Origin of the sequence: Jutongia huaianensis (assembly GCF_014384985.1) — a bacterium.
GTDB lineage: Bacteria > Bacillota > Clostridia > Lachnospirales > Lachnospiraceae > Jutongia > Jutongia huaianensis.
In genome coordinates this window covers 16520-32334 of record NZ_JACRSX010000007.1, presented here as the reverse complement: position 1 = coordinate 32334, position 15815 = coordinate 16520, and the positions used below count along the sequence as shown (strand labels likewise).

At 46.0% G+C, this 15815-nt stretch carries 12 protein-coding genes and 1 other annotated feature; of the genes, 8 read left to right on the top strand and 4 right to left on the bottom strand.

Features of this window, described 5'->3' with window-relative positions:
• Genes H8704_RS07150 through H8704_RS07135 form a run of 4 tightly spaced genes read right to left on the bottom strand, consistent with a single transcriptional unit; the run spans position 1 to position 4837 of the window.
• Positions 1 to 690, bottom strand: a complete 690-nt coding sequence (locus H8704_RS07150) for a response regulator transcription factor (RefSeq protein WP_249297811.1) — start codon at positions 688 to 690, stop codon at positions 1 to 3.
• Positions 691 to 718: 28 nt separating this feature from the next.
• The gene (locus tag H8704_RS07145) at positions 719 to 2281 is read right to left on the bottom strand and encodes a sensor histidine kinase (protein WP_249297810.1); all 1563 of its coding nucleotides are present in this window, start codon (positions 2279 to 2281) and stop codon (positions 719 to 721) included.
• A gap of 47 nt (positions 2282 to 2328) precedes the next feature.
• Positions 2329 to 3378, bottom strand: coding sequence for an LCP family protein (locus tag H8704_RS07140; protein ID WP_249297809.1), 1050 nt, complete (start codon positions 3376 to 3378; stop codon positions 2329 to 2331).
• Positions 3379 to 3406: 28 nt separating this feature from the next.
• Positions 3407 to 4837, bottom strand: a complete 1431-nt coding sequence (locus H8704_RS07135; RefSeq protein WP_249297808.1) for an undecaprenyl-phosphate glucose phosphotransferase — start codon at positions 4835 to 4837, stop codon at positions 3407 to 3409.
• 205 nt (positions 4838 to 5042) lie between these two features.
• On the opposite strand from H8704_RS07135, the gene H8704_RS07130 reads away from it, so the two are divergent.
• From H8704_RS07130 to trpD, 8 genes are all read left to right on the top strand, one after another.
• The gene (locus H8704_RS07130; protein ID WP_249297807.1) at positions 5043 to 6830 is read left to right on the top strand and encodes a S1C family serine protease; all 1788 of its coding nucleotides are present in this window, start codon (positions 5043 to 5045) and stop codon (positions 6828 to 6830) included.
• 22 nt (positions 6831 to 6852) lie between these two features.
• Positions 6853 to 8727 carry an LTA synthase family protein gene (locus H8704_RS07125; RefSeq protein ID WP_249297806.1) on the top strand — a complete coding sequence of 625 codons (1875 nt, stop codon included), beginning with the start codon at positions 6853 to 6855 and terminating at the stop codon, positions 8725 to 8727.
• On the top strand, positions 8706 to 9473 hold the full coding sequence (locus H8704_RS07120; RefSeq protein ID WP_249297805.1) for an SDR family NAD(P)-dependent oxidoreductase: 768 nt from the start codon (positions 8706 to 8708) through the stop codon (positions 9471 to 9473). Before H8704_RS07125 ends, H8704_RS07120 begins: the two co-directional genes overlap by 22 nt.
• Positions 9474 to 9580: 107 nt before the next feature.
• Positions 9581 to 9872, top strand: a binding site (T-box leader).
• 76 nt (positions 9873 to 9948) lie between these two features.
• Positions 9949 to 11670, top strand: coding sequence for a biosynthetic-type acetolactate synthase large subunit (gene ilvB / locus H8704_RS07115; protein ID WP_249297804.1), 1722 nt, complete (start codon positions 9949 to 9951; stop codon positions 11668 to 11670).
• A gap of 51 nt (positions 11671 to 11721) precedes the next feature.
• Positions 11722 to 12228, top strand: coding sequence for an acetolactate synthase small subunit (gene ilvN / locus H8704_RS07110; RefSeq protein WP_022464948.1), 507 nt, complete (start codon positions 11722 to 11724; stop codon positions 12226 to 12228).
• Positions 12229 to 12752: 524 nt separating this feature from the next.
• Positions 12753 to 14213, top strand: coding sequence for an anthranilate synthase component I (gene trpE, locus H8704_RS07105; protein ID WP_249297803.1), 1461 nt, complete (start codon positions 12753 to 12755; stop codon positions 14211 to 14213).
• 13 nt (positions 14214 to 14226) lie between these two features.
• A complete protein-coding gene (locus H8704_RS07100; RefSeq protein WP_022464946.1) occupies positions 14227 to 14793 on the top strand; it encodes an anthranilate synthase component II in 567 nt (188 codons plus the stop codon).
• A 4-nt stretch (positions 14794 to 14797) separates the two neighbouring features.
• Positions 14798 to 15808: an anthranilate phosphoribosyltransferase gene (gene trpD / locus H8704_RS07095; protein ID WP_249297802.1), complete on the top strand. Its 1011-nt coding sequence runs from the start codon at positions 14798 to 14800 to the stop codon at positions 15806 to 15808.
• Positions 15809 to 15815: the final 7 nt, after the last annotated feature.

The window sequence follows — 15815 nt, the reverse complement described above, 5'->3', positions numbered from 1 at the left end:
TCATACCTTGAACCGGTATCCGACGCCCCAGATGGTTTCAATGTATTGTGGTTTGGAAGAGGAATCTTCTATTTTTTCGCGGATTTTTTTGATGTGTACGGTAACGGTAGCAATATCTCCGACGGATTCCATTTCCCAGATTTCCCGGAAAAGCTCTTCTTTTGTAAATACATGGTTTGGATTTTCCGCAAAAAATGTCAGAAGATCAAATTCCTTTGTGGTAAATGCCTTTTCTTCTCCGTTGACGTAGACGCGGCGGGCTGTCTTGTCAATTTTCAGACCACGGATCTCAATAGTGTCATTGCTTGGGATGCTGCTGGTGGTCAGCCGCTGGTAACGCTCAATGTGTGCCTTGACTCTGGCAACAAGCTCGCCGGGACTGAAGGGCTTTGTCATATAATCATCGGCGCCCAGTCCCAGACCGCGGATCTTGTCAATATCTTCGCTTTTGGCAGAAACCATGATGATCGGTGTATTTTTGGTTTCGCGGATTAGCTTACAAATGTCAAAGCCGTTCATACCCGGCAGCATCAGATCCAGAATGATCAGATCAAAATCTTCATCCAATGCTCTGGCGGCTCCACCGCTGCCATCGGGCTCCAGCACGACTTCAAAGTCGCTGAGCTCCAGATAATCTTTCTCCAGTTCTGCGATTGCTGTTTCGTCTTCAATGATCAGTATTCTTGCCATATTCTGATACCTCCAATTTGTAATGAATTTATTCGCAATGATTTGTTTCCTTTAAGGTAAAGTAAATACAGGTTCCTTTGCCGGGGGTGCTGTCTGCCCAGACGCGTCCCCCATGATCTGCAATGATCCGGGCGACGATCGCAAGTCCCAGACCGCTCCCACGCTTAGAGGAGCTTCGGGAAGCGTCTGCGCGGTAAAAACGCTGGAAAATGTGAGACAGAGCTTTCTGGTCAATGCCGGGACCGTCGTCCTGTATCTCAATCTGAACAAAGCGATCCGGTGCAGGCACCGTGCTTTCCTGTTCCTTTTCGGTGCCGTCCGGGTTAAGCTGGCGGTATAAAGGAGCGGATTTTGGTGTGTCAGGCTGCTCTTTCAGACGGATCCATATATTTCCCTCGGACCGGTCCAGATATTTCACAGCATTATTTACAATATTGATGATCACACGCTTTAACTGCTCCGGGTCTGCCTGGATACGGGTATCCTTCGGACAGGTGTTTTCGTAGTGGATTGAGATGTGTTTTGTTTCCAGATCAAGGGAAAATGCCTCGATGCAGTCCTCGAAATAGCTGTGAAGAGGAATGGATATGAAATGATATGGCAGTGTATTCTGTTCTACCTTGGAAAAGACAGAAAGCTGGTCCACCAGATAACTCATATCGTTTGCTTTGGAAATAATGGTCCGAAGATATTTTTCCTGTTTTTCCGGTGTATTTGCAACGCCATCAAGGATTCCCTCACTGTATCCTTTGATGGAAGTGATCGGTGTCTGCAGATCATGTGCCATATTGCTCATCATATCACGGGTATCCTGTTCGTAACGGATACGATCCTCGATCATTTCCTTTAACCGGATCCGCATTTCTTCGAAGTCCCGGCACAGCTCGCCAATCTCGTCTGTGGAATTTACGCGTACCGGGGTATCCAGATTACCGGCACCGATCTGCATGGTTGCGATCCGCAGGATATTTAAAGGACGGACAATGCCACTGTAGAGCCAGATGATCAAAAGAGCTGCCGTGCCCAGAAGGATCAGGGTGCCGGAAAAAATAAGCTGCCGGATCAGGCTTTTCCAACGGGGGAGGATTTCTGAGTAATCTGTGACCAGAAAGAGCTGTGCATGCTCATAATTGGAAAGATTGAAATCCTTCTGTTTGATCAGATAACCGTTGTCAATGGAGATGGTGTCGGCATATCCCTCCTCAAAGCCCCGGTAACCGGGGAGAGGATTTAACTGCTTATACGCCTTTTTGTTCCCGATATAAAACTCCTGACTGCCTTTACATACAACAATAAAAGAATAGCGGTTGGAAAGTTCGCTGTTGACATTATCCAGATAATCCCGCCGGATCAGTACGTCCGGATTTGTGTCAGCCACATGAACCAGAGTACGGAAATCCGTCATGGTTGCGGTAGACAGAATGTGAATGGGATTTAACAGAAGATTTTCAGAGGAAATGTCGGACTGGTAATCATCCTCCAGCGTGGATGCCTGATTGGTCAGGATCGTATTATAGCAAAGTGCGATCAATGCCAGCGGAAATATCGTAATGAAAAGAAAAGCAATGATCAGTCGTCCGCGAATTTTCATATAAAAGCCCTGCTCCTTTCCGAGATGGTATAAAAGCCGGCAACGGATCAATACCCCATGCCGGCAGTAATTTCTTCTACGGTTTTAGTTGGTTTGTAATTTACGGTTCCAAACAGCTTTTTGTGCAGCTTGGTAACATTGCTGGACAGCGTGGTTGGAAAATCATAATAAATGCCGTCAGAGGCTCTGTGACAATCCAGCTCATATGGAAAGCCCTTGCTGTTTTTGATGTCATAAAATGGCAGATACATTCCTAAATGCAGGATTTCCTGTGTCGTCAGGCTGGTGTAGATCTGTGGAAGCATCTCATTCAGTACCCGGTAAAGCCTCATTGGACTGCTTTTTTTGGCCTTTTCCATGATAGCAGTCAATACACGGCGCTGCCGTTTGGCACGGGTAAAATCTCCCCCGCTGGTATAGCGGACACGGCAGTAGCCGGTTGCCTGTACACCTGTTACAGTCTGTTTTCCGGGTTTTTTGATCTTTTCGTATTTCATGCCGTTGATTTTTGCAACATCACGGGCATAGGCATTGACCCATTTTAATTCGTCCTTATGAATATTCAGCGTGATCCCGCCCAGGGCATCAATGACATTGGAAAGAGCACTGAAATTGACTGTAATAAAGTCCTGCACGTTCAGATCAAAGTTCTGATTGATGGTATTGACTGCAAGATCCGGACCGCCATAGGAATAGGCATGATTGATCTTGGTATATCCGTGTCCGTCAATCCGTGTGTAGGTATCCCGGAAGATCGAGGTCAGTTTCACATCGTGGGTTTTGTTGTTGATGCTCACTAAGATAATGGAATCACTCCGGGTATTTTCGTGAAGGGCATTGGCACGGGAATCCACACCAAATACTACAATATTCGTATAATTTTTCAGATGACCGTCGGCCAGTCCCTCATTGACGGCTATATGTTCTAACGGGTGATTTTTGATCTCATCAATTTTACTGACGAGAGACAGCACGATCAGTACTCCGGCCATGATCAAAAGCAGCAGGATCAAAGTGAAAACGAGGATATGTTTTCTCTTTTTCTTTTTTTTTCTGATGCGCTGATTCTGGGCGGCACGGTTTCGATAGCTTTCCATAATGATGCCCTGCCTTTCTGTTTATCGCTTAATATGCGTTTTTGTTGACGCTTCGGCCAAAGAAGGTCAGAAACAGGATCTTAAAATCAAGCCATAAGGTCCAGTTTTCTACATAATAAAGGTCACATTCAATACGCTTTACAATGGAGGTGTCTCCACGATAACCATTGACCTGCGCCCATCCGGTCATTCCCGGACGTACCTGATGCTTGATCATATAACGCGGAATGACCTCCTGAAACTTCTTTACAAAAAACGGACGCTCCGGACGGGGACCTACGAGACTCATATCTCCCCGCAGAACATTGACAAGCTGTGGAAGCTCATCAATATTTGTTTTACGCATAAATTTACCAATCGGTGTGACTCTTGGGTCGTTCTTGGTGGTCCATGCCTTTTTCTCCTCGGAGGCATCCTGGACTCTCATGGAACGGAACTTGTACATCTGAAATGCCTTATTATGAAGGCCGATCCGCTCCTGCTTAAAGATCAGAGGACCCGGTGAGGTGATTTTGATGATCAGGGCTACGATCAGCATTGGAATCGCCAGTATGATCAGTCCAAACAGAGAACCGACCACATCTATAGTACGTTTCACGGCATTATTTAAAGAGGAACTCAGTGGGACATGGCGGACATGGATGATCGGCAGACCGTCCAGATCCTCGGTATAAGGTTTTGTCGGGATCACATGGTTGTAATCCGGGATAAACTTCGTGTGAACGCCGGCTTTCTCGCAGATCGTCACGATGGATTCCAACTTGGAGAACTCGTCGATACTCAGCGTGATGGCAATTTCATCGTATGCATTGGTACTCAGCAGATCCTCCAGCATAGAAATGTTTCCGATGACGGGAATGCCGCGATAGGAATCCTCTGTGCTTTTATGGTCGTCCAGAATACCATGGATAAAATATCCCCATTCCGGATGAACCCGGAGACGGTCGATGTAGCCCTCTGCCGTACGGCTGTATCCCACCAGAAGGATGTGTTTTAAGTTTTTGCCAGCTTTTCGCATTTTCCGCAGGATCTTGTTGACAGTCATACGGAAAATAAAATCAATACACAGATTCATAATGGCAAAAATACCAAGAAACAATCGTGCGTAGTTTTGCTGCTTAATAAAGAAAAGAACGGCAACACAGTAAATCACGCCTAACAGATTGGCTTTGATCAGATTAAAAAGCTCTGTCCGCCGGCTGGAGGTTCTTTTCGGATTGTACAAATTGCAGAAATAATATATAATCAGATAACACGGAACCAAAAATACAAGCATGTTAATATAGTCCTGCCGTGGACGGATATATCCGATCGGTGCAGGAATAATACGCCATTGTACCAGAGGGCTCCAGGTGTCCTCAAAACGCAGACTCCAGGCTAAAATATATGAAAGAGCAATAATGATCGCATCTACGACCACATGCATCAGATTTAACAGTTTTTGGTTATCCTTGATCACGCTATCACCTTCTTAATAAAGATTTTGAACCACCTTATTATAATAGTTTCCGATATAAATCGCAATATTATTTCGAAAAGGAACAAAATTTTTATTAGTTTTTCACAAGTAGGTCACAAATCACTGTTAGACTTATGCAGTAGATATGGAGGGAGAAAGACCACAGATTGGTTCTTTCAAAAGAATGAAAGGCAGGTTACACGATATGGAAGAAAAGAATCAGGATACACAGGATACCAACCAGTATACCGGAGAGTATGGGAATCCTATGGAAAAGAGTGAAGATACGGTAAAACCGGCCGGGGAAGAGCAGAACAGCTCGGTTTACAGTTATTCCTATAGAGATCACAAGCCGGAGGCTACCAGCTCCGGAGACTATCATGCCAGTGAAAATGCGACATCGGCAGGTGCAGCACAAAGCACCGCCGGTGAGACTGCCCAGACGCAGGAAACATCAGGCGATGCCAATGCAGAGACATCGGAAAAGGATCGTGATGGCTGGACCTCTATGGGGAACCAGCAGATGAGAAATGATCAGCAGCAGACTTATGGACAGCCGTCGGGTCAGAATGATGCTCCGGACAAGGACAAAAAACATTTTATCAGTGGAAAGAAAATTGCGGCATGTGCGGGTCTTGCTATATTGTTTGGTGTTGTTGCAGCCGTTTGTTTTCAGGGAGTATGTTATTTCTCAGGCAGGGTGCTGGGAGTCGATATTACAGGGGGACAGCAGATCGCTTATACTACAGACAATGTAAAATACACCAATGCAGCATCCGGCACAGCGATCGGAACGGCGGATGTGTCCGGCATTGCACAGCAGACCATGCCTTCGATCGTATCTATTACCAGTACCACAGAAGGAGAAGGCTCGTATGATCTGTTTGGACAGTATTATCAGGGGCAGGATGAGGTCAGCGCAGGCACAGGCTTTATCGTGGGTAAGAATGATACCGAGCTTCTGATCGCAACGAACAACCATGTTGTTGACGGGGCAAAGGCAATTTCCGTACAGTTTATTGACGAAGAAGTATACGATGCCAAGACAAAGGGAAATGATTCATCTGCGGATCTGGCGGTGATTGCTGTGAAGCTGAAGGATATAAAGAAATCCACATTAAATTCCATCCGCATCTCCACTTTGGGAGATTCCTCCGAGAGCAAGGTCGGCGAGATGGTAGTTGCTATTGGTAATGCTTTGGGATATGGCCAGTCTGTGACAGTGGGCTATGTCAGTGCCAAGGACAGGGAGATTACGGAGCAGAGTGAGGATGGAAGCACACAGAGCAGCAAGATGAAAGTCATTCAGACAGATGCTGCGATCAATCCCGGTAATAGTGGAGGACCTTTGCTGAATATGAGGGGAGAGGTTATCGGTATCAATTCTTCCAAGATTGCCGCTTCTTCTGTTGAGGGTGTAGGATATTCCATTCCGATCTCCGAGGCAACACCGATCATCGATGAGCTTATGAACCGGGAAGTACTTACCGATGCCCAAAAGGGTTATCTTGGTATCAGCGGTAAGACTGTCACAGAGGAGGCATCCAACTTTAATATGCCGGAGGGCGTTTATGTGGCTGAGGTATCCAAGGATGGTGCAGCTGACAAAGCAGGTATCAAGCAGGGAGATATTATCACAGCCATCAACGGTATCAAGGTAACAACCATTGAAAGCCTGAAAGAGAAAGCCAACAGCTACAAAAAAGGGACAAAGGTAAAGATTACGTTGAAACGTAGTGATAACGGCAGCTATGTAGAGAAAGAGCTTGATGTGACACTGCAGGGTTCCGGCTCCTTAAATGGCCTTCAGAGCGGAAAGGATAATTCCGGTGAGAGCTCCAATAACAATTCCGGCAATAACGGCTCCGATAATAATTCCGGGGATCAGGGGAACTCACAGGGGGGGGCCGATGGAAATGACAACTCCGGTGAAAGTGACAGTGATGATTTTTCTGACGGCTGGGGAAGTCTCTTTCCGGGATTTGGAAATTAACAGATAGATTGGGGAATGAATCATGAAGGAAGAGACTGGCTGGGACAGCTTCTGCAGACAGTGTTGGTTTCAGACGATCCTGTTTGTGGCATTGTCCTTTGTGGAATATGTGATCATCGAGGCGTTTCTGGATGGTGACATTGTCAGTATTGGATTAGAATATAGTATCAAAAATATTATGCTCCTGATGGGGGTGAATCTCATCATCGTGTCATTGACACGATGGTTGAGATTCACATTTCTCCTGTCAGGAGTATTTGTGCTGATATTAGGTATGGCAAATTATTTTGTCGATGCCTTCCGGGGATATGGCATTGTCTATATGGATATTTATGCTGTAAAAACAGCGGCAAATGTGGCAGGAGAGTACAAATACCATGGCTCTCCGCAGCTATGGCTTGGCCTGGTCCTGGGACTTGCTTTTATTGTGCTGTGTGTGGTGATCACGCCATCCCGTTCACACGGGAAAAGCATCCGTCAGGGAATTGCATCGGTGGTGGGAGCGGCAGCCGGTGTTGTCTTTTTTGTATGGATCAATCTGGGGCAGGGATTTTTTGGTGACGTCACAAATCTGACCTGGGATCACAGTATAGGGATGTCCGATTATGGATATCTTCTGTATGTTACGGCGAATGCCGGAAATGCAAAGGTAGAGAAGCCGGATGGGTATTCGCCGGCAAAGGCTGACGAGATCCTGTCACGGTATCAAAAGGCTTCCACTACCAATAGTGTGCTGGCATCTCATGCCGGTTCCGCCAAGTCGCCAAACCTTATTATGATCATGAATGAGTCATTTTCAGATCTCAGTGTATTGGGAAGGTTTGAAACGGATCAGGCATATCTGCCGTTTTTTAACAGCCTGAAAAAGAATACGATCCGTGGTTATGCGGACTCCTCCGTATATGGTGGTTATACTGCCAATTCTGAATTTGAATTCCTGACGGGATGCACCAAAGCATTTCTGCCGGGCAATCCATACCTGCAGTACATCAAGGATTATCTGCCCAATGTTGTCAGCAATATCAAGACACAGGAGGGCTATGACAAAGCAGTAGCGATCCATCCTTATAATCCATCCGGATACAATCGCAACAGAGTATATCCTCTTCTTCATATGGATGAGTTTCTCAATATTGATGATTTCAAAAATCCATTGCTGGTGCGCAAATACATTTCCGATGCGTCAGACTACGAAATGCTGGAATCTCTGTATGAAAACAAAAAGGAAGGAAGCTCTCTTTGTCTCTTTAACGTGACGATGCAGAATCACAGCTCTTATGATGATACGGATTATACCTTTGAAAATCCGGTAAAACTAACAAGTATGACATTACAGCCGGAGGCAGAACAGTATCTTTCCCTGATCAAAATGTCAGACGATGCGCTGAAAGAACTGATCACTTATTTTGAGAAGGTAAAGGAGCCTGTGATCATCGTATTGTTTGGAGATCACCAGCCGCATTTGCCGGATTATTTTTATAAAAATGTCATGGGAGAGATGCCGGATGATCTGTCACAGAAGGATGCGATGAAGCGGTATCAGGTGCCGTTTATGATCTGGGCCAATTATGATATCCGGGCGGCCGAGATCCCGCAGATTTCAATTAACTATCTGTCTACGCTGATGACAGAGACGGCGGGCCTGAAATTGACGGATTATCAGAATTTTCTGTTGGATATGTATCAATATATCCCGTCCATCACCGCTAATGGCTTCTACGACCGACAGGGAAATCTTTATAGCTGGGATGACCTGGATGAGGCGGATGCGGAGCTGCAGGAATGGATCAAAGAGTACCGTATACTTCAATATAATTATCTTTTTGATGAGGAACATCGAAAGGATGCACACTACCAGTTAAAGGAGAAGATGATATGGGGAAAAAAGGAAACGTAGCAATTATTACAGGAGCTTCCTCCGGGATGGGCAGGGAGTTTGCAGTTCAGATCGCACAGAATTATCCAAGCATTCATGAGTTCTGGATCGTTGCCAGAAGGAGGGAAAGACTGGAGGAGCTGCAGGAGAAGCTTTTGGGACGCAGGGTGAAGATCCTTGCATTGGATTTGAGCCGGCAGGAGGGCATTGATACACTGGAGAAGGCTCTGGCGGAGGAACAGCCGAGAGTTCGTATCCTTGTAAATGCAGCAGGCTTTGGCATCATTGGAAAGATTGGGAAAATGAAAGAGGAGGACTGTACCGGTATGGTGGATACTAACTGCCGGGCACTGACGGCTGTGACCCATATCACACTTCCTTATATGACAGAGCAGGGGCAGATCATACAGATGGCTTCCTCAGCAGCATTTATGCCACAGCCGGGCTTTGCTGTTTATGCAGCCAGCAAATCTTATGTGTTAAGCTTTTCCAGGGCTTTGGGCAGAGAGCTTGCGGGCAGGGGCATTACCGTGACGGCCGTATGTCCGGGACCGGTCAAGACAGAATTCTTTGATATTGCAGAGACATATGAAGCCGTCAAGCTATACAAAAAGCTGACCATGGCAAGGGCAGACCGGGTGGTGTATCAGGCACTGGTGGACGCAAAACATGGCCGCAGCGTTTCTGTGTATGGTTCGCTGATGAAGGGCTTTCGGATTCTGGCAAAGTTTTTGCCGGTGGATTTTCTGATGCTGTTTGTAAAATAAAAGCTTCCGCGGGTGAATTGAGACAGCCGGATGATTTAAAGAATGGATTTAAAGAACATTTCTCTTGACATAAGAGACAAAAAAGAGTATTATTCTTGAAAGTATAAGAAAAAGCGATGACGAGGAGGAGTACATACTTTTCAGATTTGGAGAGAGAGAACGACCGGTGAAAGTTCTTATTCTGACTGTATGGAAGTAGCCTTTGAGCAGTGGAACGAACAGGAGCATATCCTTAGTAGCATCCAACGGATTCCCACCGTTACAGGGGAACGGTATATCAGGTATATAACATGTATCTGCGTGCCGGCAGAGTGCGGGAGACTTACCGTGGCGGATTTTCGGCCGTCCTGACAAATTTCCCGAAGTTAGGTGGTAACACGGAGTATATTCGTCCTAAGTCGTAAGGCTTAGGATTTTTTTTACCTTAATTTAGGAAATGTTTCATTTCCTGTATGAGATAGAAAGGGGCAATAAGATGATCAAAGGTACAGAATTATTTGTAAAAGCGCTGAAAGCAGAAGGAGTTGACACTCTGTTTGCATATCCGGGAGGTCAGGCAGTCGATCTTTTTGATGCACTTTATGATGAACATGAGATTGAAATGATACTTCCAAGACATGAGCAGGCATTGATCCATGCGGCGGACGGATATGCCAGATCCACAGGAAAGGTTGGCGTCTGTCTTGTGACAAGCGGACCGGGAGCAACCAACCTTGTGACCGGAATTGCGACAGCCAACTATGACAGTGTGCCGTTAGTCTGCTTTACCGGACAGGTGCCGTTAGGACTCATGGGAAATGATGCTTTTCAGGAGGTAGATATCGTCGGAATCACCCGGAATATCTGTAAATATGCTGTGACTGTGCGAAAGAGAGAGGATCTGGGAAGGATCATCAAGGAAGCATTCTATATTGCGAGAACAGGCAGACCGGGTCCTGTTGTGGTGGATCTGCCAAAGGATATCCAGGTGGCTATGGGAGATGAGGAGTATCCGGAGGAGGTAAATATCCGTGGATATAAGCCGAATGAAAGCGTCCATGTAGGTCAGGTGAAGAAGGCGGTCTCTTTATTGAAGAAAGCGAAAAAACCGTTATTCCTGTTGGGCGGTGGTGTCAATATTTCAGGTGCCAATGAGGATATGAAAAAGCTTGTGGAGCTTACCGGTGCGCCGGTGATTACAACGATCATGGGTAAGGGGGCGATTCCTACCAGTCATCCTCTTTATATGGGAAATATCGGTATTCACGGAAGCTATGCGGCAAATCATGCAGTCAGTGAGTGCGATGTACTCTTCTCTATCGGTACCCGTTTCAACGACCGCATCACCGGCAAGATCAGTGAATTTGCCAAAAATGCCAAGATCATTCATATTGATATTGATTCCGCTTCTATTTCAAAAAATATCGTTGTAGATGTTCCGATCGTAGCGGATGCAAAGCTGGCGATCCGGAAAATTCTGGAGTATGCTGCACCGTTAAAGATCGAATCGTGGGTAGAGAGGCTGAAGGAATGGAAAGAAACATATCCGATCACTATGGAGCGATATGAAGGTCTGACTCCGGAGAAGATCATTAAGTATATTGCGGAGAATTATAAACGTCCGATCGTTTCAACAGACGTAGGACAAAACCAGCTTTGGACCACACAGTTTCTGGAGCTGGAGGGAAATCGCCAGCTTCTGACCTCCGGAGGTCTTGGAACTATGGGGTATGGCTTCCCTGCCGCAATCGGTGCAAAGCTCGGTAACCCGGATGCAGACGTCTTTGCGATTTCCGGAGACGGCGGTATGCAGATGAATATTCAGGAGTTTGCAACGGCAGTTGCGCTGGAGATTCCATTGACGCTGATCGTTCTCAATAACGGATATCTTGGGAATGTAAGACAGTGGCAGCAGATGCTCTTCGACAGGAGATATTCATGTACGTGTCTGACCTATCGCAGAAGCTGTCAGCATAACTGTATGGATCCGAATAAAAAATGTCCGAAATACAGTCCTGATTTTGTAAAGCTGGCAGAGAGCTACGACGCATATGGCATGCGGATCACCGATGAGAAGGATATTCCAAAGGCCTTTGAATTTGCACGTTCTCACAAGAATGCGCCAACTCTGTTAGAGTTTATCATTGAGAGGGAAGCAAATGTTGCTCCAATGGTGCCGGTAGGCAATTCGCTGGACGATATGATCCTGGAGATTTAAATGCAATTCAGATGCGAATAGATATGAGATAGGAAAGGCTGAGGTGAAAATATGGAGACAAAGAAAAGAGTGATTTCTGCATATGTAGAAAATCAGATCGGTGTATTGGCAAAAGTGTCCGGATTATTTTCCGGTAAAAATTATAACTTGGACACCCTGACCGTGGGAATGACCGAGGATCCTACGATTTCAAGAATGACCATAGGGCTGACCTGCGACGATCTTACTTTCGAGCAGATCATCAAGCAGTTAAACCGGAGCGTGGAGGTTATTAAGGTTCTTGATTTTACGGACATACCGATCCGTAAGAAGGAGCTGTTATATATTAAGGTTCATAGCTGCAGCGAAAAGGACAAGCAGGAGATTTTCCGGATCGTGCAGACCTTCGGGATGGAAGTAGTTGATTATGATCGGAATACCGTACTGGTGGAATGTGTCAAGACAGAAGCGCATAATAATGACATGATAGAATTGTTTAAAAAGACATTTATCAACCGGGTCGAGGTGGTTCGCGGCGGCAGCGTGGCGATCGAGGCAATCTCCACCTGTGTCCGCTAAACTCTATCGAATTACTCGGAAAAGTGATTGACAAATCAGAAAATCGGAGTATAATATAAACAAATCGAATATTTCAAACCGTTGAAGTGGAGATAAAAATGAGGCACGCGCCTACAGAGAGCAGGGATTGCTGAGAACCTGCGGAGATGCGATTCATTAAATGGACCACTGAGGGCATGGTCAAAGGAAGGATTCTTCTGAGTATTCCATGACGTGAGGGCATACGTCAGTTGCCGGAAATATGATTGTATTTCGCTGAGAGTGTGGGAAACCATAAAGCAAGGTGGCACCGCGGTTAATAGAATTTACCGTCCTTGACTATCACAATATCTGTGATAGTCAGGGACTTTTTTATTTATAGGAAACTGCTCGTTTCCTATAAATAAAAAACGCTCCGCGAGGATCGCGCTGCGGCGGATAGGAAGATGTCGCTTTCCTGCGACCCACCGCAGGCGGAGAGTTTCGCAAGCGAAACTCTTTCTGAGTGTGTAGGAAACCATGCCGGGCGAAAAGAAAGAGGTGGAATGATGATTACGTTAGACGAGGCAAAAGAACTGGGAAAAGGCTACAAGGTAGTTCCCATCAGCAAGGAGATTCTTTCGGATATCCGGACACCCATTGAAGTCCTTCGTATTCTGAAGGGTGTCAGCAGACACTGTTATATGCTGGAAAGTGTGGAACATCAGGAGCGTTGGGGCAGATACACATTCCTGGGTTACGATCCTAAAATGGAGATTACCTGTATGAACGGCAGTTTGACGATTCGCAACGGCAGCACGAAGACAAAGACAGTGGAGCATCCGGGAGAAGGGATCAAGGAGCTGTTAAAAGAATATACCAGTCCGAAGGTGGAGGGACTTCCGACATTTACCGGTGGACTGGTGGGATATTTCTCCTATGATTATGTGAAGTACAGTGAGCCGAAGTTAAATCTGGACGCCGAAGACACAGAAGGATTTAAGGATGTGGATCTGATGCTGTTTGATAAGGTGATTGCTTTCGACAATCTGCGACAGAAGATCATCGTGATCGCCAATGCCCGTATGGAGGATATTGAAGCAGAATATACCAGATGCACCGCAGAGATCGAGGACATCATTAAACTGATCCGGGAGGGCATACCGACAACGATTGAGCCGGGCAGGATCACATCGGATTTCCGGGCACTTTTTTCAGAGAAAGAGTATTGTGCCATGGTAGAAAAGGCTAAGAAATATATTTACGAGGGAGATATCTTTCAGGTAGTGCTTTCCAATCGTCTGGAGGCAGATTATGAAGGAAGCCTGTTAAATACCTATCGTCATCTCCGGACCATCAATCCTTCACCGTATATGTTCTATTTCAGCAGCGATGATATGGAAGTGGCGGGAGCATCTCCGGAGACATTGGTAAAGCTGGAGGATGGTGTTTTACATACCTTCCCGTTAGCAGGGACGAAGCCGAGAGGAAAGACGCAGGAGGAAGACCGGGAGCTGGAGCGGATCCTTCTTTCTGATGAAAAGGAAAGAGCAGAGCACAATATGCTGGTAGATCTGGGAAGAAATGATCTGGGAAAAATTAGTCAGTTTGGTACCGTCAAGGTAGAAAAATATATGTCCATTGAGCGATATTCCCATGTAATGCACATTGGCTCTACTGTGGCAGGACAGATCCGGGAGGATCGCTGCAGTCTGGATGCGGTAGATGCCGTGCTTCCGGCAGGAACCCTTTCCGGAGCCCCGAAGATACGTGCTATGGAGATTATCAATGAGCTGGAAAATAATAAACGTGGGATTTACGGCGGAGCCATTGGATATATTGATTTTACCGGTAACCTGGACACCTGTATTGCAATCCGTATTGCTTACAAGAAGAATGGTAAGGTGTTTGTCCGCTCCGGTGCCGGAATTGTGGCAGATAGTGTTCCGGAGAGTGAATATAACGAGTGCTTAAATAAAGCAAGAGCTGTTATGAATGCGGTAAACGAAAGTGATGAATTGGATTAAGGAGGATTAAAACATGATTATATTGATTGATAATTACGATAGCTTCTCCTATAATCTTTATCAGCTGATAGGAGAATTGCAGCCGGATATCAAGGTGGTGCGCAATGATCAGTATACTCCGGAGGAACTCGAGGAGATGCATCCAACACATCTGATCATATCACCGGGGCCTGGCAGACCGGCAGATGCTGGAATCTGTGAAGATGCGATCCGGTATTTTAAAGGAAAGCTTCCGATCTTAGGAGTATGTCTGGGACATCAGGCAATCTGTGAAACCTTTGGAGCAACGATCTCCTATGCGAAGAAGCTGATGCATGGCAAAATGTCTGTGGCAAAGCTGGATCAGGAATGTCCGATCTTTAAAGGGATAGGAGAGACCACAGAGGTGGCAAGATATCATTCTCTGGCGGCAGTTAAGGAAACAATCCCGGATACATTGAAGGTGACCGCTGAGACAGAGGATGGCGAGATCATGGCTGTAAAACATACAGATTATGATATATATGGTGTGCAGTTTCATCCAGAGTCTATTTTGACACCGGAAGGAAGAATGATATTGAAAAACTTTTTGGAGGTGTAAAATCATGATTAAAGAAGCAATAGCACTCTTGAGTAAGAGAGAAGATTTGGATGACAGCATGGTAGAACAGGTGATGGGAGAGATCATGACCGGTGAGGCAACAGACGCACAGAAGGCGGCGTTCCTGACCGCACTTTCCATGAAAGGGGAGACGATCAGCGAGATCACAACAGCAGCAAAATATCTGAGAGATCACTGTGAGCATTTCGAAAATGACAAGGATGTACTGGAAATTGTGGGAACCGGTGGAGATGGCTCCAATACCATCAATATTTCTACGATTGCTTCCATAATCGTATCAGCAGGTGGTGTGACCGTGGCAAAGCATGGTAACCGTGCCGCATCAAGCAAGTGCGGAACAGCAGATTGTGTGGAAGCGCTTGGTGTTAAGATTGACGTGGATGCAGATAAAATGAAAGAAGTTATGGATCAGATCCATATCGGCTTCCTCTTTGCCCAGAAATATCATCCCGCAATGCGTTTTGTGGGACCTGTCCGGAAGGAAATGGGCACCCGTACCCTGTTTAATCTTCTGGGACCTCTGGCGAACCCGGCGAGAGCAACCATGCAGCTTTATGGTGTATACAGTGCAGATCTTGTAGAGCCTCTGGCGCATGTACTTCATAATCTTGGTGTTAAGAAAGGAATGGCCGTTTATGGCATGGACAGCATGGATGAGATTTCATTAAGTGCACCGACGAAGGTATGTGAATTTGACGGAGACGATTTTAAGACATACGAGATTACACCGGAACAGTTTGGATTAAAAAGCTGCCAGAAGAGTGATCTGGTAGGTGGCGAGCCGGCAGTCAATGCGCAGATTGTCAGAGATATCTTTGAAGGAAAAGAAACCGGACCGAAGCGTGACGTTGTGTTATTAAATGCAGGCGCAGCATTCCATATTTCTAAGGAGAATGTTTCTATCAAGCAGGGGATTGAGATGGCAAGAGAGATCGTTGACAGTGGAAAGGCGCTGAAGCAGCTGGATGCTTTTATTAAGCTGGCCAGCGCATAGGAAGAGA

Excerpts from the sequence above, each read along its gene's own strand:
- H8704_RS07100 (WP_022464946.1), top strand. The coding sequence starts at position 14,227 with ATGATTATATTGATTGATAATTACGATAGCTTCTCCTATAATCTTTAT.
- trpD (WP_249297802.1), top strand. The coding sequence starts at position 14,798 with ATGATTAAAGAAGCAATAGCACTCTTGAGTAAGAGAGAAGATTTGGAT.
- ilvN (WP_022464948.1), top strand. The coding sequence starts at position 11,722 with ATGGAGACAAAGAAAAGAGTGATTTCTGCATATGTAGAAAATCAGATC.
- H8704_RS07125 (WP_249297806.1), top strand. The coding sequence starts at position 6,853 with ATGAAGGAAGAGACTGGCTGGGACAGCTTCTGCAGACAGTGTTGGTTT.
- H8704_RS07120 (WP_249297805.1), top strand. The coding sequence starts at position 8,706 with ATGGGGAAAAAAGGAAACGTAGCAATTATTACAGGAGCTTCCTCCGGG.
- H8704_RS07145 (WP_249297810.1), bottom strand. The coding sequence starts at position 2,281 with ATGAAAATTCGCGGACGACTGATCATTGCTTTTCTTTTCATTACGATA.
- H8704_RS07130 (WP_249297807.1), top strand. The coding sequence starts at position 5,043 with ATGGAAGAAAAGAATCAGGATACACAGGATACCAACCAGTATACCGGA.
- ilvB (WP_249297804.1), top strand. The coding sequence starts at position 9,949 with ATGATCAAAGGTACAGAATTATTTGTAAAAGCGCTGAAAGCAGAAGGA.
- H8704_RS07150 (WP_249297811.1), bottom strand. The coding sequence starts at position 690 with ATGGCAAGAATACTGATCATTGAAGACGAAACAGCAATCGCAGAACTG.
- H8704_RS07140 (WP_249297809.1), bottom strand. The coding sequence starts at position 3,378 with ATGGAAAGCTATCGAAACCGTGCCGCCCAGAATCAGCGCATCAGAAAA.
- trpE (WP_249297803.1), top strand. The coding sequence starts at position 12,753 with ATGATGATTACGTTAGACGAGGCAAAAGAACTGGGAAAAGGCTACAAG.